This is a genomic window from Flavobacterium anseongense (assembly GCF_021608185.1).
GTDB classification, from domain to species: Bacteria; Bacteroidota; Bacteroidia; order Flavobacteriales; family Flavobacteriaceae; genus Flavobacterium; species Flavobacterium anseongense.
Window position 1 is genome coordinate 347,073 of record NZ_JAKIHN010000001.1, and the last position, 17,862, is coordinate 364,934.

The 17,862-nt window shown below is 35.0% G+C and carries 17 protein-coding genes and 1 tRNA gene; 7 read left to right on the forward strand and 11 right to left on the reverse strand.

Translation table 11 applies throughout. The annotated features are described in order from the left end of the window. Window positions 1–113 precede the first annotated feature (113 nt). From L1S35_RS01545 to L1S35_RS01560, 4 genes are all read right to left on the reverse strand, one after another. The gene (locus tag L1S35_RS01545; RefSeq protein ID WP_236395993.1) at window positions 114–1,172 is read right to left on the reverse strand and encodes a hypothetical protein; all 1,059 of its coding nucleotides are present in this window, start codon (window positions 1,170–1,172) and stop codon (window positions 114–116) included. A 41-nt stretch (window positions 1,173–1,213) separates the two neighbouring features. After that, complete coding sequence (locus tag L1S35_RS01550) at window positions 1,214–1,960, reverse strand: hypothetical protein (RefSeq protein ID WP_236395994.1); 747 nt, start codon at window positions 1,958–1,960, stop codon at window positions 1,214–1,216. After that, complete coding sequence (locus L1S35_RS01555; protein WP_236395995.1) at window positions 1,947–2,507, reverse strand: RNA polymerase sigma factor; 561 nt, start codon at window positions 2,505–2,507, stop codon at window positions 1,947–1,949. Before L1S35_RS01555 ends, L1S35_RS01550 begins: the two co-directional genes overlap by 14 nt. A gap of 115 nt (window positions 2,508–2,622) precedes the next feature. Continuing rightward, the gene (locus tag L1S35_RS01560; RefSeq protein WP_236395996.1) at window positions 2,623–3,603 is read right to left on the reverse strand and encodes a polyprenyl synthetase family protein; all 981 of its coding nucleotides are present in this window, start codon (window positions 3,601–3,603) and stop codon (window positions 2,623–2,625) included. Between the two features lie 108 nt (window positions 3,604–3,711). Between L1S35_RS01560 and L1S35_RS01565 the strand changes: the two genes are divergently transcribed. Then, window positions 3,712–4,539, forward strand: a complete 828-nt coding sequence (locus L1S35_RS01565) for a hypothetical protein (RefSeq protein WP_236395998.1) — start codon at window positions 3,712–3,714, stop codon at window positions 4,537–4,539. 59 nt (window positions 4,540–4,598) lie between these two features. Here L1S35_RS01565 and rlmN read toward each other — a convergent pair whose 3' ends face one another. Beyond that, window positions 4,599–5,639, reverse strand: a complete 1,041-nt coding sequence (gene rlmN, locus L1S35_RS01570) for a dual-specificity RNA methyltransferase RlmN (protein ID WP_236396000.1) — start codon at window positions 5,637–5,639, stop codon at window positions 4,599–4,601. Window positions 5,640–5,711: 72 nt separating this feature from the next. Here rlmN and L1S35_RS01575 point away from each other — a divergent pair, with 72 nt between their 5' ends. Next, entirely contained in the window at window positions 5,712–6,353 is a 642-nt protein-coding gene (locus L1S35_RS01575) for an O-methyltransferase (protein WP_236396003.1), read from the forward strand. On the opposite strand, the gene L1S35_RS01580 is transcribed toward L1S35_RS01575, so the two are convergent. Genes L1S35_RS01580 through L1S35_RS01590 form a run of 3 tightly spaced genes read right to left on the reverse strand, consistent with a single transcriptional unit; the run spans window position 6,316 to window position 8,025 of the window. Continuing rightward, window positions 6,316–6,903 carry a phosphatase PAP2 family protein gene (locus L1S35_RS01580; protein WP_236396005.1) on the reverse strand — a complete coding sequence of 196 codons (588 nt, stop codon included), beginning with the start codon at window positions 6,901–6,903 and terminating at the stop codon, window positions 6,316–6,318. The two genes, L1S35_RS01575 and L1S35_RS01580, sit on opposite strands and share 38 nt — an antisense overlap. Beyond that, window positions 6,903–7,226 carry a twin-arginine translocase TatA/TatE family subunit gene (locus L1S35_RS01585; RefSeq protein ID WP_236396007.1) on the reverse strand — a complete coding sequence of 108 codons (324 nt, stop codon included), beginning with the start codon at window positions 7,224–7,226 and terminating at the stop codon, window positions 6,903–6,905. The genes L1S35_RS01580 and L1S35_RS01585 overlap by 1 nt, the downstream gene beginning before the upstream one ends. 46 nt (window positions 7,227–7,272) lie before the next feature. Then, complete coding sequence (locus tag L1S35_RS01590; protein WP_236396009.1) at window positions 7,273–8,025, reverse strand: hypothetical protein; 753 nt, start codon at window positions 8,023–8,025, stop codon at window positions 7,273–7,275. A 92-nt stretch (window positions 8,026–8,117) separates the two neighbouring features. On the opposite strand from L1S35_RS01590, the gene pepE reads away from it, so the two are divergent. Next, on the forward strand, window positions 8,118–8,828 hold the full coding sequence (gene pepE, locus L1S35_RS01595) for a dipeptidase PepE (RefSeq protein WP_236396011.1): 711 nt from the start codon (window positions 8,118–8,120) through the stop codon (window positions 8,826–8,828). Window positions 8,829–8,946: 118 nt separating this feature from the next. Here the strand turns inward: pepE and L1S35_RS01600 are convergent. Together L1S35_RS01600 and L1S35_RS01605 are read right to left on the reverse strand one after the other, a co-directional pair. Then, a tRNA-Gly gene (locus L1S35_RS01600) sits at window positions 8,947–9,019 on the reverse strand. 150 nt (window positions 9,020–9,169) lie between these two features. Then, on the reverse strand, window positions 9,170–9,877 hold the full coding sequence (locus L1S35_RS01605) for a murein L,D-transpeptidase catalytic domain family protein (RefSeq protein WP_236396012.1): 708 nt from the start codon (window positions 9,875–9,877) through the stop codon (window positions 9,170–9,172). A 191-nt stretch (window positions 9,878–10,068) separates the two neighbouring features. Here L1S35_RS01605 and L1S35_RS01610 point away from each other — a divergent pair, with 191 nt between their 5' ends. Next, entirely contained in the window at window positions 10,069–12,516 is a 2,448-nt protein-coding gene (locus L1S35_RS01610; protein ID WP_236396013.1) for a DUF5916 domain-containing protein, read from the forward strand. A gap of 41 nt (window positions 12,517–12,557) precedes the next feature. Further along, complete coding sequence (gene gpmI / locus L1S35_RS01615; RefSeq protein ID WP_236396014.1) at window positions 12,558–14,075, forward strand: 2,3-bisphosphoglycerate-independent phosphoglycerate mutase; 1,518 nt, start codon at window positions 12,558–12,560, stop codon at window positions 14,073–14,075. Between the two features lie 26 nt (window positions 14,076–14,101). Here the strand turns inward: gpmI and L1S35_RS01620 are convergent, their stop codons facing one another. Beyond that, window positions 14,102–15,370 carry an acetyl-CoA hydrolase/transferase family protein gene (locus tag L1S35_RS01620; protein WP_236396015.1) on the reverse strand — a complete coding sequence of 423 codons (1,269 nt, stop codon included), beginning with the start codon at window positions 15,368–15,370 and terminating at the stop codon, window positions 14,102–14,104. 147 nt (window positions 15,371–15,517) lie between these two features. On the opposite strand from L1S35_RS01620, the gene L1S35_RS01625 reads away from it, so the two are divergent. Then, a complete protein-coding gene (locus L1S35_RS01625) occupies window positions 15,518–16,192 on the forward strand; it encodes a TetR/AcrR family transcriptional regulator (RefSeq protein ID WP_236396016.1) in 675 nt (224 codons plus the stop codon). Between the two features lie 2 nt (window positions 16,193–16,194). Beyond that, complete coding sequence (locus L1S35_RS01630) at window positions 16,195–17,859, forward strand: peptidase domain-containing ABC transporter (RefSeq protein ID WP_236396017.1); 1,665 nt, start codon at window positions 16,195–16,197, stop codon at window positions 17,857–17,859. The last annotated feature ends 3 nt before the right edge of the window (window positions 17,860–17,862 follow it).

A 17,862-nucleotide genomic window follows, 5' to 3' on the forward strand; every position in this document is an offset into this window, starting at 1 on the left:
AATACATAAAAATAAAAAAAGATGCTCCATCGCTGAAACATCTTTTTGAAGTATAAACTAACCACCCGAGGCGCAGCCGAATTGTATGGAGCGCAGCGGAATAAAAACAAATTTTAATTCAAGTCAAAACGAACACCAAGTGAAATGTTGTTTTGTTTAACGGCATTGTCTTTAAACAATGGATTTAAATCATATTTTAGATATAAACTTGTTGCGCCATAACCAAGATATGTACTCACACCATAGATAAAATCATTCGTATTGAAACCTCCTTTTTCTTTAACTGTTGTATCATGTCCGTCTTCATTGTATTTTAAAATCTGTTTTGATTTTACTCTGAATCCGGCGTAACCACCTATTCCAAAACGGACACCTTCATGAGTTCTGAATATTTTTTTACCTTCAGCATTGGTTTTAGTTTTTGTAAAATCAAACTCTAAATGTACAGGCAAGGTTACATATACATTTCTGAAACGGGAATCTTTAAGATTTACCGAACTTGTCTCTAGATTGGTTTGGTCACCATTTACTACAAATAATCTGTTGTCGGTTGGACGAAGATTATTATACATTACTGAAAATCCGTATTTCAAATGCAGTAAATTATCATTTTTGAAAAGTCTAGTGTTCGATGTAAATCCCCATTCGTAGAAGTGTGAACCCCAATATCTATAATCAGAATGAGCGACAGCTTTATCTGTAACTAAATTATTAACCCCAGCGGCGAACACAAATTGTGTAGTCGTTCTTCTTTCTGATGCATTACGAATAGAATCTTTCCATCTTTTGTATTTTTCAGTGGTTTTGTGTTTTGAAAAAGAGATTACAACTCTATCATGATCGTAACTTTCCGCAATTTTTCCGTCTACTTTTTGTTTTACCAGATCTTTTAACTCTTCCTGAGCTTGACCAATTCTTGTTTCAATGTTTTTGGAGCGTATTTCTGCTAATTCCAATTTCTTTTGGTCTGCCTGCGCTTTTGTAATTACGTTATTTTCCAAGTCTTTGTTTACAGTTTCCAATTCTGCTTTCAAAGCAGCTTTTTCTTCTTTAGTAATGTTTTCAATTTTGACAGCGATGGCTTTTGCTTTGTCTTCAAAAGTTTCTTGTGCTGATAGTTTACTTGCTACCAGGCATGCTGCTACTGCTAAATAAAGGGTAAAATTTCTCATGATGTTTGTGATTTTTTTTGATTAATGATTTTTGTTATTGCTTATTCGTTATTTCTGTTGGCCAAAGCCACTTTTACTTCCTGATAATTTTTGTTTACTTTATTGATTATTTTCTCTCTGAAAGTCAATTCTAATTCACCATCAACCTGATAAAGTAGGTTTTTGGCGTCTACTTGAAGCATCGATTTACTGTTTACAGATTGTTTAGCTTTTTTGTCTAAACCAGCTAATAAAGCTTCATCTGATTTAATTTCTTTATTAACGCCACTTATAACTTGATTTCCCGTAATTATTTTGGGCAAATCTTTTAAAGCAACATCTGAACTGTTTTGATACTCAATTTCTTTGTCACGATTGATAAGAGGATTGTTTGAATGGTTTTGATTGATTGTTGTTTTTTGATTGTTGATTGAAACTCGTTGATTATTGGTTGTCGGTTGTCGGTTGACAGTTGTCGGTTGATTTGAAAATACAACTTGATTTTCACTCTCTTTTGGAATTTGGAATTTGGAATTTGGGATTTTTACTATAGTATCTTTAGGTGATACAGTAACAACATCATCTTTAGGTTGAATTTCGGTCCCATTTTGTGTGAAGAAATACATGCCAACAGTTAGCAAAACCGTGATGCTGGCAGCAATAAACAAAAAGCCAAAAGGTCGTCTTGTTTTTTTTTCTTCAGCAACCGAAAGCATCGCATCTAATCTGTCCCAAGCCTGAGCTGAAGGCTGAATTTCTCTCGAATTCAACTTTTCTTTTATCTGATTTTCTAATTTATTCAGTGCCATTGCTATAATTTTTTAATTTTTTAATATTGTCCTGAAGCATTTTACGTGCGTGAGACAACTGTGATTTGGATGTTCCTTCGCTTATTCCGAGCATGGTGGAAATTTCCTGATGTTTAAAACCTTCGATACAATAGAGGTTGAAAACCATTTTGTAACCATCCGGTAAATTGTCAATCAAAAACTGAATATCTTCTACCGAAAATTGGCTTTCAATATTGTTATGACTTTCTTCGAAATAAGTTTCGTCTTCGATGAATTTTACTTTTTTCTGAACTCTGATAAAAGAAATACATTCGTTAATCATGATTCTTCTTATCCAACCTTCAAAACTTCCTTTTTGTTCAAAATGTTGAAGGTTGGTAAACACTTTCATAAAAGCCGTAATCATAATGTCTTCTGCCTGTTGCAAATCTTTGATGTACTGACGGCAGACGCTTAACATTTTTGGAGAAAATTTAGAATATAATCTATGTTGTGCATGACGGTTATTTTCGACAGCCAATTCGATTAATTCTTTTTCTTCCTGATGTAAATTGATTACTTTCAAAACTATTGGTTAGTGTTCTATTAGCATAGACGAGGATGGTTGAAAAATAGTTGCATGACGATTTAAAAAAAATTAAAAAGCCAGTAAAATCAATGCTTTACGAATAAAAATATTTTTATTTTTTTCTTTCGATAACGTAATTTACCATAAGAGAAAGTGCATCTCTATAGTCAGATTGAGGAAATTTTTCAAGAATTTGAAGTGCTTCCTGCTGGAATACTACCATTTTTTGTTCGGCGTAAACCAGACCATTTTTGTCTTTTACAAATTGGATAACTTCCTTAACGCGCTTTTTGTCTTTGTTGTGATTTTTAATCGAATTGATGCACCAGCTTTTTTCTTTAGGCGAACAATTATTCAAGGCATAAATCAAAGGCAAAGTCATTTTTTGTTCTTTGATGTCTATTCCGGTTGGTTTTCCAATCGCATCATCCGTATAATCAAACAAATCGTCTTTGATTTGAAATGCCATTCCGATGAGTTCTCCAAACTTTCTCATGGCTTCGACCTGAGCTTCATCTTCAGAAACCGATTTGGCGCCAAGTGCACAACAGGAAGCAATTAAGGTTGCTGTTTTTTTTCGGATGATTTCATAATAGACTTCTTCCACAATGTCTAAACGACGGGCTTTTTCTATTTGAAGTAATTCACCTTCGCTCATTTCCCGCACGGCTACTGATATTATTCGGAGTAAATCGAAATCGCCATTATCAATAGAAAGCAACAATCCTTTTGACAGTAAATAATCCCCAACAAGAACCGCTATTTTGTTTTTCCACAAAGCATTAATAGAGAAAAATCCGCGACGACGATTGCTATCATCCACAACATCATCGTGAACCAAAGTTGCTGTGTGAATTAGTTCGATTACGCTGGCGCCACGATAGGTTCTTTCATTGACTTCATTCTTTTCGGAAAGCATTTTGGCAACCAGAAAAACAAACATTGGTCGCATTTGTTTTCCTTTTCGGTTTACGATATAATAGGTAATTCTGTTAAGTAAGGCGATTTTTGAAGTCATCGATTCATAGAACTTTTTTTCAAAAAGTTCCATTTCCACTTGAATGGGTTTTTTTATTTGTGAGGTGACGTTCATCGCATTCAAAGATACAATAATGCAGTCGTTTGAAAAATTTTTTTACTTTTGATTAAACCTTTTTTAAGAAAGTAACTCTTACCAACCAAACCATAAAAAAATAGAAATATGAAAACAACAAAAATTATTTTAGGACTGGCATTAGCTTTTTCTATTTTTAGTTGCAGTAAAGATGACAGCAACAGCACATCTGAATTAAGTGAAGCCAAAGTAAGTGCCAATATTGATATGGCTACTGAAGATGTAGCGAAAATTGTAGAAGATCAATATGCCCTTCAGGTAAATCCTGGTGCGGGGAAAAACAACCTTGAAACACAGGACCTTCCATCTTGTGCTACAGTTACTGTTGATTTGACAGCTACCACTTGGACCAGAACTGTAGTTTTTGACAACTGTACTTTACCAAACGGAAACGTTTTAGACGGAACTATTATTGTGAGCGGAAGCTTAAACTTTGATACACCATCACACACTATTAGCTATACTTTTGTTGATTTCCACCACAATAACATTTTAATTGAAGGTAACAGAACTGTAGTAAGATCTATGCAAAGCACTGCCGCGCAAGGCGCTGTTCATCCTGTAGCTAATATGTCTATCGATATGACGGCAACTTTCCCTAATGGAAATGTTTACCACAGAGCTGGTAACCGAGTGAGAGAATTAATTGAAGGTTTTGATACACCAATGGTATGGGCTGATAATGTGTTTTCAATTTCCGGAAGTTGGACAACTACTTTCCCTGCCGGAACTCGAACATCAACCATCACAACACCTTTGAGAGTTAGAGCCAATTGCCCTTATATTGTTCGCGGCGTTGTAGAAATTGTTAGAAACGATAATACCGCGGTTTTGGATTATGGAACTGGAGAATGTGATAACCAAGCGACTTTAACCATTAATGGTACAACCACAACAATTACTCTAGGAAACTAAAAAGTAGTTTTTCATCTTACTAAAAAGTGCCAAATTTTAATAAAATTTGGCACTTTTTTTTATGACTTATTAGCCAACTGACCGCAAGCGGCATCTATATCTTTTCCTCGGCTTCGGCGAACTTTGGCTACGATATCGTTTCGTTCCAATGCTTTTATGTAATTATCGATTGCTTCGTCTGATGCTTGTTGGAACTCACCATCATCAATTGGGTTGTATTCAATCAAATTGACTTTGCATGGAACGTATTTACAGAATTTCACCAAAGCATCTATAGAAGCTTTATCATCGTTAATGCCTTTCCAAACCACATATTCATAAGTGACTTTGCTTTTGGTTTTTTGATACCAATATTGTAACGCTTCTTTCAATTCGGGCAACTGAAAGTTTTTGGTAAACGGCATGATGTGATTCCGGGTTTCCTCGATAGCAGAATGCAATGAAACGGCTAGCTTGAATTTCACATCATCATCAGCCATTTTTTTTATCATTTTAGAAACTCCGGAAGTGGAAACCGTAATTCGTTTTGGCGACATTCCCAAACCTTCTTCCGAGGTAATCATTGAAATCGCTTTCATCACATTATTGTAATTCATCAGCGGTTCGCCCATTCCCATAAAAACAATATTTGAAAGCGGTCGGTTATAATACAAACGACTTTCTCTATCGATGGCAACAACTTGGTCATAGATTTCTCCGGGCTCCAGATTTCGCATTCTTTTTAAACGTGCTGTGGCGCAGAAATTACAATCCAAACTACAACCAACCTGGCTCGAAACACATGCTGTGGTTCGGGTTTCTGTCGGAATCAAAACGCTTTCTACAACCAAACCATCATGAAGTCGGACTGCATTTTTTACCGTTCCGTCTTCGCTGCGTTGCATTTGGTCAACTTTGATATGATTGATTACGAAGTTATTTTCGAGCATGGTTCGCGTTTCTTTGGAAACATTGGTCATGTCATCAAAATTGTGCAACGCTTTACTCCAAAGCCATTCATAGACTTGGTTGCCTCGAAATGCTTTGTCGCCATTAGCCACAAAAAAATCCCGCAATTGTTCTTTGCTTAAACTTCGGATGTCTTTTTTCTCGATTTCCATGGCGCAAAGTTAGTCATAAAGTTGAAATACTAATTTTGGAATTTGTAATTTTGAAATTTGAAATTTACACCTATGCATTTCCTTTCCGAAGAATTAGATAACTATGTTACACAACATTCAGAAAACGAACCCGAATTGTTGGCGCAGCTGAATAAAGAAACCCATCAAAAGATTCTGCAGCCACGTATGTTGAGCGGTCATTTTCAGGGCAGGGTTTTGAGCATGCTTTCGAAAATTATTAATCCAATAAGTATCCTCGAAATCGGGACTTACACCGGTTATGCCACACTTTGTTTAGCAGAAGGTTTGGCAGAAAACGGTACGATTGACACGTTAGATAACGAAGAAGAACTGTACGATTTTCAGCGAAAATATTTTGACAAATCACAATGGTCAAGCCAGATTACACAACATTTAGGTGAAGCTTTGGATGTAATTCCGACATTGAATAAAAAATACGATTTGGTTTTTATTGATGCTGATAAAGAAAACTACATCAATTATTTTAATTTGATAGTTCCGATGATGAACAAAGGCGGCATAATCCTTTCGGACAACGTTTTGTGGAGCGGAAAAGTTTTGGAAGAAGTAAAACCAAACGATATTACAACCAAAATTCTTTTGGAATACAATCAATTACTGAAAGAGGATACACGAGTTGAAACCGTTTTGCTCCCTATTCGTGATGGTTTGACTGTCTCACGCGTACTCTAGTTTTAAGAATGTACTTTCTATATAGTTTGTAGCAAATAAACCCGAATGTTGCTCCAAACGCATAACCTGTTAAAATATCTGTTGGAAAATGTAACCCAAGATAAATTCGGCTGTAAGCAAAGATTAACGGAAATAAAAACAGCAAATAAGCCTGTTTATAAAATTTCTTCATAATCATAAATGTGAAAACCGTTGTTGCCATTGAGTTGGCTGCATGACCGGAAAAGAAACTAAACGATGGACTAGTTTTTACAACTCTAATAATATGATTTACCGTTTCATCATTACAAGGTCGTAAACGATGGAAATACCATTTAAAAAGATTTGCCGTTTGATCGCAAAGCAATATTAAAAATGCTGTGAAAAGAAGGTAGTAACCAAATCTTTTCCACCCTTTTTTCTTTTGAATCAGATAAAAAACAAGGAGAAATATTGGCGTCCAATAAATTTGCTTTGTAATTATGAGCCACAAACCATCAAATGTCGGTGAGCCTAATCCGTTTAAGAAAATCAGCAGCCCTTTATCTAGTTGGAGAATTTTTTCAAACACTATGATTGTCTTTTTATTGGTCCGGATAAATTCTCAATATCTTCTTTTAATTTGGTCGCTTCGGGCAAAATATTCGTATCTAAATTCGATTTTACTTTTTCGACCTCATCGGTAAACGTTGACGTCAATTCTTTCATAGAAGTATCAATTCCGTTGGCTTCAGCACCTTTTTGGATTTCACTTTTTATTTCGTTTGTGGCATTTTTTAATTGCGCCATAGCTTTCCCCATAGTTCTTGCCACATCCGGAATTTTTTCCGATCCAAAAAGCATTAAGGCAATCAAAATAATAAGGATTAATTCACCACCACCAATTCCAAACATAGTTTTAGATTTTTCTTTATGAATTGCAAAGTTACTTAAATTGCTATTAGTTTTTTAAAATTTCCAAATATTTAGTCGCTAAATCCGAGAAGATAAATCGAGCCATTATTTTATTTTTTGTATTCAAAGCGTTGACCAATTTTGGGTCTTCGACAGCATAATACCAAAAACCTCTGAGATACTCTTTTGGGATTTTCAGATTTTCCAAAAAGAATTCTTCCTTGAACATGTATTCGATTTTTTCTAATAACTTTTCTTTTTTCTCAACAGCTAATTCTTTCTTCAGCATGGCTGTTCGTCCGCTAATTGAATTTATTAATCCGTCAAAGGGCATTCCTCCGAATGGAATTAATAATGGACTATACCAATGAAATTCTTCGGCTGTCCTTAATTTTCTTTCAGCAGGCGAATATACTTTGGCCGGTCTTTGCAAAATTCCGAGTGAAACAGCATTAATGTTGGGGTAACTTTTGACTTCAACTTCGTCAAGCGGAATGACTTTGGCTTCTAAATTGACTACATATAGTTTTTTGGCGACATCATTTTCATCAATTTCCATCGTTTTGGTTATGACCTGAAGGCCTGAAAACTGGAGCTTATCGCCGACCTTTACAAACATCGAAAAGTTTCCGTTTTGGTCGGTTGTCGTGTTAGAATCGGAACGAATATTTGTGATGTTTATATCGTTTAGTTCTTTTAGCTGAGAAGTTATTTTCCCCTTCAACAAGGTTAAGGTTTGTCCTTGAGCAAAGGTTTGAGCGAAAAATAAAAATATAATTATACTTTTAAATAACTTCATTATTCTAATTTTACGTTGTAAAAATATCTTTTAGAACACTAAAAGTATATAATCTTTTGTTAAACTTACCCCTAAAGAACCTATTCGTTGCAATGAAAAAAATGATTATCGCCAGTACTTCAACCCTTCATGGTGGAAGTTATTTAGACTATTTGTTATCCACTTTAGCCATTCATTTTAAAGAATGTACTGAAATACTTTTTATTCCTTATGCGCGTCCGGGTGGAATTTCTCATGATGATTATACTTCGAATGTCAAGTCGGCCTTTGCCAAAATAAATAAAGCTGTCAAAGGTTTGCATGAATTTGATAACCCGACAGAAGCTATTCAAAAGTCACAGGGAATTTTCACCGGAGGCGGAAATACTTTTTTATTGGTAACACAACTATATCAAAACAAGGTGATGGAAGTTTTGACAAAAGTTATCGAAAACGGAACACCTTATCTTGGCTCAAGTGCCGGAAGCAACATCACCGGATTGACGATGCAAACCACGAATGACATGCCGATTATATATCCGCCTAGTTTCAAAACTTTGGGTTTGATTCCGTTTAATTTGAATCCACATTATCTTGACGCCGATTTGCAAAGCAAACACATGGGCGAAACCCGTGAAACCAGAATTAAAGAATTCCATGCTTTTAATGATACACCCGTTTTAGGATTACGTGAAGGAAGTTGGCTGGAAGTTGCTGGTGACAAAATAATTCTGAAAGGAAGTTTAACGGCTCGATTGTTCAATCAAAATAAAACTCCTGAAGAATTAGCCCCTGAAACCGATTTAGCATTTTTAGGAAAATAAAAAAGCCTCAACTTTCGTTAAGGCTTTTGAGCGGAAGACCTACCTATCGGCAGGCAGGCGAGGCTTCTCGCCACAAAATAAAAAGAAAAAGTCCCAAACTTACGTTTGAGACTTTTAGAGCGGAAGACGAGGCTCGAACTCGCGACAACCAGCTTGGAAGGCTGGAGCTCTACCAACTGAGCTACTTCCGCAATAATGTGGGTGCAAATATATAGAATAACATTCTTTCGATGCAACTTTTTTTTAAAAAAAATATTGATTTTTTAAAGGCGCAGAATTTATACTTGTAAGTCATTTGTAATGAAAATGTTGTAAAAACATTTTCTTATGCACATAAATTTTTAAGACGCCAATCTCGACATTATTTCGTTGGCTACTGATGGATGATAAATGAATAAACACGATTTATCTTTTATCACATTGATAATTTTGGCATTCATTTCAACAGGAAGTGCAGGACAACCTTGGCTTCTTCCTAATCTCTTATTTTGCTTTATAAACGATTCTGAAACATAATCTGCACCGTGAACTACAACAGCTCTTTCTCTTGCCTTATCGTTTAACCCTTTTTCAAGTCCATCTAATTTTAAAGACATTCCGTGCTTACCATCATAAATTTCGCCAGTAGCATAAAATCCAACACTGCTTTGGAAAGATTCTGCCTGATTTGAAAATTGCTTGGCAAATTCTTCTCCTGTGTTTCTTCCATGAGCCACTAAAGTTTGGAACAAAATGATTTTTTTATCCAAATCGATTACCCAAAGACGTTTCTTGTTTGATGACAAGCTAAAATCAACTAAGGTTAAGATATTTTTTTGAACAAGTCCTTTATCTTTTAGCAAATAGAAACCATCCAATGCTAAATTGAAACAGTCAAAACTTGGCAATACAAAAGAGTTTGCATCTAATTGATTATAAATAGATACATTTTCTAAAACAGTTGTAGTTTCTGTTTCTGTGCTAATTTTTTTGGAATTTGATTTGCTTGGAAGACTTGTGAATGACATCAACAAGAAAACAAAAAACAAAGGAAAAAACTTATAATTCATTGATTGATACTAGGTTTAAAAATTAGACTTGGTGCTGCAAACATAAACTAAATTTTGAAAAACAAAAATATTTATGGTTTTATTAAGCTAAATTTAAGGCATTAACTCGTTGTTTTTGAATGATTTTATTAATTTCAAAAGTTGCAAATATGAATTAATTCTTTACTTTTGTTTGACTAACCTAACCACCAATGCCCAAATATTCATGCTATTCTATCTGCATAATTTTGCTTTTTGCAAGCAAATTGTTTGGTCAAAAAAAGACACTTCAAACGCAATTTACCGAAGAAAAAATCTCAATTGACGGCAAGTTTGATGAGAAAGCGTGGAAATCTGCTCAGATTGCAACCGATTTTGTAATGTATGCACCTTATAACGGCGTGCCTATTCCACCCGAAAAAAAAACAGAAGTAAAAGTCGTTTATACCAATGAAGCCATTTATGTAGCAGCCACATTATACGATGATGAACCTAATGCAATTTCGAGAGAATTAACCGAAAGAGATAACTTCGCTGTAGCAGATCATTTTGGAGTGCAACTTAACGGATACAATGATGGGCAACAAGAGTTCCGATTTTTTGTTAGTACTGCCGGAGTTCAAATAGATGTTTTTTATACCGAAGCAAATGGTGAAGATGTTTCCTGGAATGCCATTTGGGAAAGCAAAACACAGCTCACCAATTTCGGTTGGACTGTTGAAATGAGAATACCTTATGCTGCTTTACGTTTTTCTACAGCAAAAAAACAAACATGGGGCTTGAATTTCTACAGAGAAATTAGACGTGATAATCAGCAATATAACTGGAATCTGATTCGAAATGAAATAAGTTCCGAAAGCAATCAGGCCGGAATTTTGGAAGGCATTGAAAATATAAAAACACCAACCCGATTGTTTCTGATTCCTTTTTCCTCCTATTATTTGAATGCGAGCAAGAATCAAAAAACATATGGTGAATTAAAAGGTGGCTTGGATATAAAGTACGGAATCAATGATGCATTTACGCTCGATGCAATTTTGATTCCTGATTTTGGTCAGACTAAATTCGACAATGTTGAATTAAACCTTAGCGCATTCGAACAACAGTTTTCAGAAAACCGTCCGTTTTTTACTGAAGGAACCGATTTATTTAACAAAGGAGATTTGCTTTACACCCGAAGAATTGGCGAAAGTCCTTCGATTGCATTGGCTGACAATGAAACTATTGATAGCTATCCAAATACAATAAAACTTATCAATGCCTTGAAAGTTTCGGGAAGAACAAAAAGCGGTTTGGGAATTGGTGTTTTAAATGCTGTTACCGAGCAAACAAGCGTTGAAGTAAGAAACACCGATACAAATCAAACACACTTAGCAACTTTAGCGCCTGTATCAAATTATAATGTTTTTGTTCTTGATCAGCGTTTTAATAAAAATTCTTCGGTTTCATTTACAAATACAAATGTAACCCGAAACGGTAATTTTCGAGATGCCAATGTTAGTGCAGTGTCATGGGATTTAAATACTAAAACCAATTCATTCCAAACGCAGGGTAATTTTCAATACAGCCAAATTAATGATGTTGATGACACCAATGGCTTCAAATCTTTTATCGAATTTAATAAAACCAAAGGAAAATATCGATTTGGACTTGGCGGTTCTTATGTTTCCAAAGACTACGACAATAATGATTTAGGAATTAATTTTCAAACTCACTTTCATTCCTATTACGGAAATGTAAGTTACCGAATTTTAAAGCCAACCAAGAGATACAACAGTTTTAAATTAAATTTAAATGTTAAGTCAGAATTTGACAATAATACGGTGAAAAACCAAAATAATAGTCTGAACATATTCATAAATTCGTTTACTACAAAAAATGATTATTTCGGATATGGTATTAATTCAAGACCGTTTATAGTATACGATTTCTACGAACCTCGTTCCGTCGATGATTCAAAATTTGTGATTTACCCTGAATTTTATGAACCTTGGTTCTTTTATTCATCTAATTATATTCGAAAATTTGCTTTAGATTTTAATCCGTCTGCCACTTTTTTTAACGAAAAAGACAGAGTAAATTATAGTGTTTTCATAAGCCCAAGATATCGTTTCAGCGATCATATATCTTTAATATATAGTTTCAAATTTTCAAGGCAAAACAGAAATATCGGCTGGGTTGACTTTGATGAAAATGGCAACACCATTTTTGCAAGAAGAAACAGAATCACCTATATCAATACACTTCAGGGAAAATATTCACTCAATCCTAATATGAATCTGAACTTAACGGTTCGCCATTATTGGTCTTATGCTGTAAATCATGACTATTTGACCCTTGAAGATGACGGAAGTCTTACTGATAATTTGATTTATGACACTAACAAAAACTCGAATCTCAATACATGGAATTTAGATTTATCTTATTCCTGGTGGTTTGCTCCCGGAAGTCAGGTTTCTATTTTGTATCGAAACAGTTCTTCTTTATTTAGTAGAGAATACAGTCGTCAATTTGGAAGTAATTTCAGAGATGCTATCGACAATGAAAACCTGAGTCATGTCTTATCGATCAGCGTTCGCTATTTTATAGATTACAATACACTCAAAAACTCTAAGTTTTATAAATCCTTTACAAAACCTAAGGAAAGAATACATTTCTAAAACTGGTTTTTTAGAATTATCTTTGTTTAAAATTCTGCACCATGAATAAAAAAGTAATCCTAATGATATTGGATGGTTGGGGAAAATCGCCTGACCCAAAAGTTTCCGCTATCGATAATGCCAATGTTCCGTTTATAAATTCGCTTTACACAAAATATCCAAACGCACAATTAAGAACCGATGGTTTAAACGTTGGTCTGCCCGAAGGACAAATGGGAAACAGTGAAGTCGGTCACATGAATCTTGGCGCCGGAAGGATAGTTTATCAAGATTTGGCAAAAATCAATTTGGCTGTTGCCAATAAGACTATGGGAAAAGAACAACCTTTGATTGACGCTTTCAATTATGCAAAAGCCAATGACAAAGCGGTTCATTTTTTAGGATTGGTTTCAGATGGAGGCGTTCATTCTCACACCTCGCATCTTCGTAGTTTGATAGATGTTTCGCAGGATTTTGGTTTGGAAAAAGTATTTGTCCACGCTTTTACGGATGGTCGTGATGTTGACCCAAAATCGGGAAAAAAATACATACAAGATTTAGAAAGTTATATCCGAAAATCAACAGTTAAAATTGCTTCAGTCGTGGGTCGTTATTATGCCATGGACAGAGACAAACGTTGGGAACGTGTAAAATTGGCTTACGATTTAATCGTAAATGGCACAGGAAAACACTCGACAAATTTAGTTGATAGCATCGCCGAAAGTTATGCCAAAAATGTTACTGATGAATTTATTCTTCCGTTAACAGCTGTTGATGTTAATGATAAACCAATCGCCACCATTCAAAATGATGATGTGGTCGTTTTCTTCAACTTCAGAACTGACCGCGGACGAGAACTTACCGAAGCGCTTTCGCAAAAAGATTTCCATGAACAAAACATGCACAAATTGAATTTGTACTATGTGACGATGACCAATTACAATGATACATATCAAAATGTTCATGTGATTTATGACAAAGACAACATCACCGAAACGCTTGGAGAAGTTTTAGAGAAACACAATAAAAAACAAATTCGAATAGCCGAAACGGAGAAATATCCACACGTTACTTTTTTCTTTTCCGGCGGAAGAGAACAACCTTTTCACGGCGAAACCCGCATTTTGAGAAATTCACCAAAAGTGGCAACCTATGATTTGCAACCCGAAATGAGTGCGTTCGAATTGAAAGATGCTTTGGTTCCGGAACTAAAAGAAGGAAAAGTAGATTTTGTTTGTCTGAACTTTGCCAATGGCGATATGGTTGGACATACCGGAGTAATGGCTGCCGCAATTAAAGCGTGTGAAGCAGTTGACATCTGCGTAAAAGAAGTAGTTGAAACGGCTCTTGAAAACAATTACACAACCATCATCATTGCTGACCACGGTAATTGTGAAACGATGATAAATCCTGATGGTTCACCAAATACGGCACATACTACGAATCCGGTACCAATAATTTTAGTAGATAAAGAATTAAAAACTATTCACGATGGTGTTTTGGGCGACATTGCTCCTACCATTTTAGAATTAATGGGAATTGAAAAACCAGCAGTAATGACAAGTCATTCGTTATTATAAAACAAATCCCTCAAAAGAGGGATTTTTTATTTCAACATTTGATAATATGCTCTTTCGATACTTTCCTGATGTGTCGGATGTGCAATTTTTATCATTTCGGCTGCGCGTTGCTTTAGGGTTTTGCCATAAAGATTAGCAATGCCGTTTTCGGTGATGATGTACTGCACGTGGGAACGTGTAGAGACAACTCCGGCTCCTTGTTTTAAATACGGAACAATGCGACTTTCTCCTCTTTTGGTTATCGATGGCAAGGCAATAATCGCTTTTCCGCCGTCACTTAGCGAAGCACCTCGAATAAAATCCATTTGACCGCCGACTCCTGAGTACATTTTGGCACCAATAGAATCTGCACAAACCTGCCCGGTTACATCAACTTCAATAGCCGAATTTATCGCAACCATTTTCGGGTTTTTACGAATTCGGGCAGTGTCATTAACCATCGATGATTCTTTCATTTCAATGAATGGATTGTCGTTTACAAAATCATATAATCGTTTCGAACCAATTAAAAATGTAGCCAAAACTCTGCCTCGCAAAGTGCCTTTATAATTGCAATTGATGACATCACTTTCTATCAAATCGATTACACCATCCGAAAACATTTCGGTGTGTAATCCTAAATCTTTGTGATTCTTTAGTTTGCTCAAAGCCGCATTGGGAATCGAACCAATTCCCATTTGTAATGTGCTTCGATCTTCAATCAAAGAAGCAACATACTCTCCTATTTTTTCTTCTTCTTTAGTAAACAAACTTGGTTCATGTCCATAAATTGATGTATCGACTTCGACTAAATAATCAATTTCGGAAACGTGAATGATTCCATCACCAAAAGTTCTCGGCATTTGTGGATTTACTTGAGCAATAACTGTTTTAGCATTTTCGATAGCAGCAACAGTTGCTTCTACTGAAACGCCAAGCGAGCAGTAACCATGTTTATCTGGTGGCGAAACATGAATAAAAGCAACACTTAATTCCAATACTTTTTTGCGAAATAAATGAGGTAACTCACTAAGAAAAACCGGAGTATAAGAACCGTTTCCGGCAGTTAAAGTGTGACGCACGTTGGCCCCGATAAAAAAAGAATTCACATGAAAACTTTCGGCTAATTCGATATTGGCATAAGGTGCCGGACCTTCCGTGTGCAAGTGACAAACCTCAACATTGCGGAGTTCTGAAGCTCTTTCAGCTAAGGCTTTGGTTAAAATAGTAGGCGTTGCTGCCGCCGCTTGAACATAAACCCTATCATTTGATTTAACTACTTTGACTGCTTCTGCAGCCGTAACATATTTACTCATACCTAAAAAATTTGTTCAAAATTATATCGGAATACCTTATAAAAATATGACATTTCTCATAGTATGGAAATAGATGAAATTATAAATAAAAGTTAAAATTTCAATATTAATAGTATTACTATTATATTTGCATAAAATTATATCAGAATGGACATCATTTTATCCAACTTAAAAATTCAAGTAAACGAAAAAATTTACGTGAAAGATCCTGAGACCTCAACACTTGGCAAGAAAATCATCCAAGAAAGTATTGTTCTGATTGATGAAATTGGGTTTGAAGTTTTCACTTTTAAAAAACTAGGAGAACGAATTGGTTCCAATGAAAGTTCGATATACCGCTATTTCGAAAGCAAGCACAAACTTTTGGTTTACTTGTCTTCTTGGTATTGGGGATGGATGGAATATCGCTTGGTTTTTGCTACTTCAAATATAGCTGACCCAATGGAAAAACTCAAGAGAGCTATTACCATCGTCACCGAAAAAATTGAAGACGACTCAACGACTCTTCATATCAACGAAGCGATTTTGAATAAAATCATTATTGCCGAGTTCACCAAAACTTTTTTGACTAAAGAGGTAGATGAAGAAAACAGAGAAGGCTTCTTTTTGGTTTACAAAAGAGTGATAAACCGAATTATTGATATCATCCAAGAGATAAATCCGGAGTATGGTTATAGCAAAAGCTTAGCTTCTTCAATTGTGGAAGGCTCATTGCACCAACACTTTTTAAAAGACCATTTGAAAACCATTACCAATTGCAATGAGAATAATTCGCCAACGGATTTTTATATTGATTTGGCACAAAAAACTTTAAGGAAATAACTATGGCACTAACTGCGTCTCAAAGATTAATCAACTTACTTAAACTCGACAGAAAGGACATTTCTCAAATATTTTTTTATGCCATTTTTGCCGGTTTAGTGAGTTTATCATTACCCTTAGGAATTCAAGCAATTATCAACCTAATCCAATCGGGAAGAGTTAGTATTTCTTGGATTGTTTTAGTATTCATTGTGATTGCCGGAGTAGCATTAGTTGGTATTCTATCCTTAATGCAATTGCGAATCACTGAGAATTTGCAACAAAAAATATTCATCCGTTCTTCATTTGAATTTGGTTTCCGTTTACCAAAAATTAAAACCGATGCGTTGCACAATCAATATCCGCCGGAATTAGCCAATCGTTTTTTTGATACTATGACCATTCAAAAAGGGGCTTCAAAATTACTGATTGATTTTTCTTCAGCGATTTTACAAATTATTTTTGGGATTATATTACTGTCTCTTTACCATCCTTTTTTTATATTTTTTGGTGTTTTCTTGGTCATCTTGCTTTATGTGATTTTCCGATTTTCTTATAATTCAGGATTGTCTAGCAGTTTAAAAGAGTCGAAATACAAGTATAAAGTCGTTAGTTGGTTACAGGAAATGGCGAGAAATAATTTCAGCTTTAAAAAATCTTCCAACTTTGATTTTGCTTTAATCAAAAATGATCGACTGGTTTCGGAATACTTAACCTACCGCGAGAGACACTTTGGTATTATTAAAAGACAATTTACCCAATTGATTGTTTTCAAAATCATAATTACTGCGGGATTGTTACTCATTGGCGGCTATTTGGTTTTAAACCAAAAAATGAATATCGGTCAGTTCGTAGCTGCAGAAATCATCATTTTATTGGTAATTAATTCGGTAGAAAAAATTGTAATCGGTTTAGAAACCCTTTACGATGTTTTAACTGCTGTTGAAAAAATTGGTCAAATAACCGACTTAGAAATAGAGGATACTTCCTCAAAAGCAGCGGATTATTGTTATACTAACATTCAATTAGAAGCTGAAAATCTGAGTTATAAATTTCCTGATGCCAATGATTATGTCTTGGAGAAAATAAATCTGAGTATTGAACAATCCGAAAAAATATATTTAGAAGGATTAAATGGGTCAGGGAAAACAACGCTTATTCGAATCCTCTCTGGATTGTTGCAACCAACTTCGGGTTCGTTTTACATCAATGATGATACTTATCGCAAAATTGATTTAGAACAATACCGATCTCAAATCAGTACCATTATCATTGGAGAAACACCATTTGAAGGCACTATTTTAGAAAACATCACTTTCAACAATCCGTTAATCTCTCAGGAAGATTTAAAATGGGCTATCGAAAGTGTGAATTTAGGCGATTTTATCAAGTCGTTACCCAAAGGTTTGGATACCAAAATTTATCCCGAAGGAAAACAACTATCTTCTTCAAATGCCCAAAAAATTCTTTTAGCCAGAAGTATCATCAATCGCCCAAAAATTCTATTTTATGAAGACGCCTTAGATAAAATGGACAATGATGCGGCCAAAGAAGTCATCGATTTCATTACTTCGGAAGATAATAACTGGACATTAATTGTTTCTTCTAAAAACGACTATTGGAAACAAAAATGCTCCAGAAACATAACCATGAGCGAAGGAAAAATAATTAACGATATCAAAAAATAATTG

Coding starts and splice junctions, on each gene's coding strand:
- L1S35_RS01560 (WP_236395996.1), bottom strand. CDS start 3,603: ATGAACGTCACCTCACAAATAAAAAAACCCATTCAAGTGGAAATGGAA.
- gpmI (WP_236396014.1), top strand. CDS start 12,558: ATGAATAAAAAAGTAATCCTAATGATATTGGATGGTTGGGGAAAATCG.
- rlmN (WP_236396000.1), bottom strand. CDS start 5,639: ATGGAAATCGAGAAAAAAGACATCCGAAGTTTAAGCAAAGAACAATTG.
- L1S35_RS01620 (WP_236396015.1), bottom strand. CDS start 15,370: ATGAGTAAATATGTTACGGCTGCAGAAGCAGTCAAAGTAGTTAAATCA.
- L1S35_RS01610 (WP_236396013.1), top strand. CDS start 10,069: ATGCCCAAATATTCATGCTATTCTATCTGCATAATTTTGCTTTTTGCA.
- L1S35_RS01605 (WP_236396012.1), bottom strand. CDS start 9,877: ATGAATTATAAGTTTTTTCCTTTGTTTTTTGTTTTCTTGTTGATGTCA.
- L1S35_RS01565 (WP_236395998.1), top strand. CDS start 3,712: ATGAAAACAACAAAAATTATTTTAGGACTGGCATTAGCTTTTTCTATT.
- pepE (WP_236396011.1), top strand. CDS start 8,118: ATGAAAAAAATGATTATCGCCAGTACTTCAACCCTTCATGGTGGAAGT.
- L1S35_RS01575 (WP_236396003.1), top strand. CDS start 5,712: ATGCATTTCCTTTCCGAAGAATTAGATAACTATGTTACACAACATTCA.
- L1S35_RS01545 (WP_236395993.1), bottom strand. CDS start 1,172: ATGAGAAATTTTACCCTTTATTTAGCAGTAGCAGCATGCCTGGTAGCA.
- L1S35_RS01550 (WP_236395994.1), bottom strand. CDS start 1,960: ATGGCACTGAATAAATTAGAAAATCAGATAAAAGAAAAGTTGAATTCG.
- L1S35_RS01585 (WP_236396007.1), bottom strand. CDS start 7,226: ATGTTTGGAATTGGTGGTGGTGAATTAATCCTTATTATTTTGATTGCC.
- L1S35_RS01590 (WP_236396009.1), bottom strand. CDS start 8,025: ATGAAGTTATTTAAAAGTATAATTATATTTTTATTTTTCGCTCAAACC.
- L1S35_RS01630 (WP_236396017.1), top strand. CDS start 16,195: ATGGCACTAACTGCGTCTCAAAGATTAATCAACTTACTTAAACTCGAC.
- L1S35_RS01625 (WP_236396016.1), top strand. CDS start 15,518: ATGGACATCATTTTATCCAACTTAAAAATTCAAGTAAACGAAAAAATT.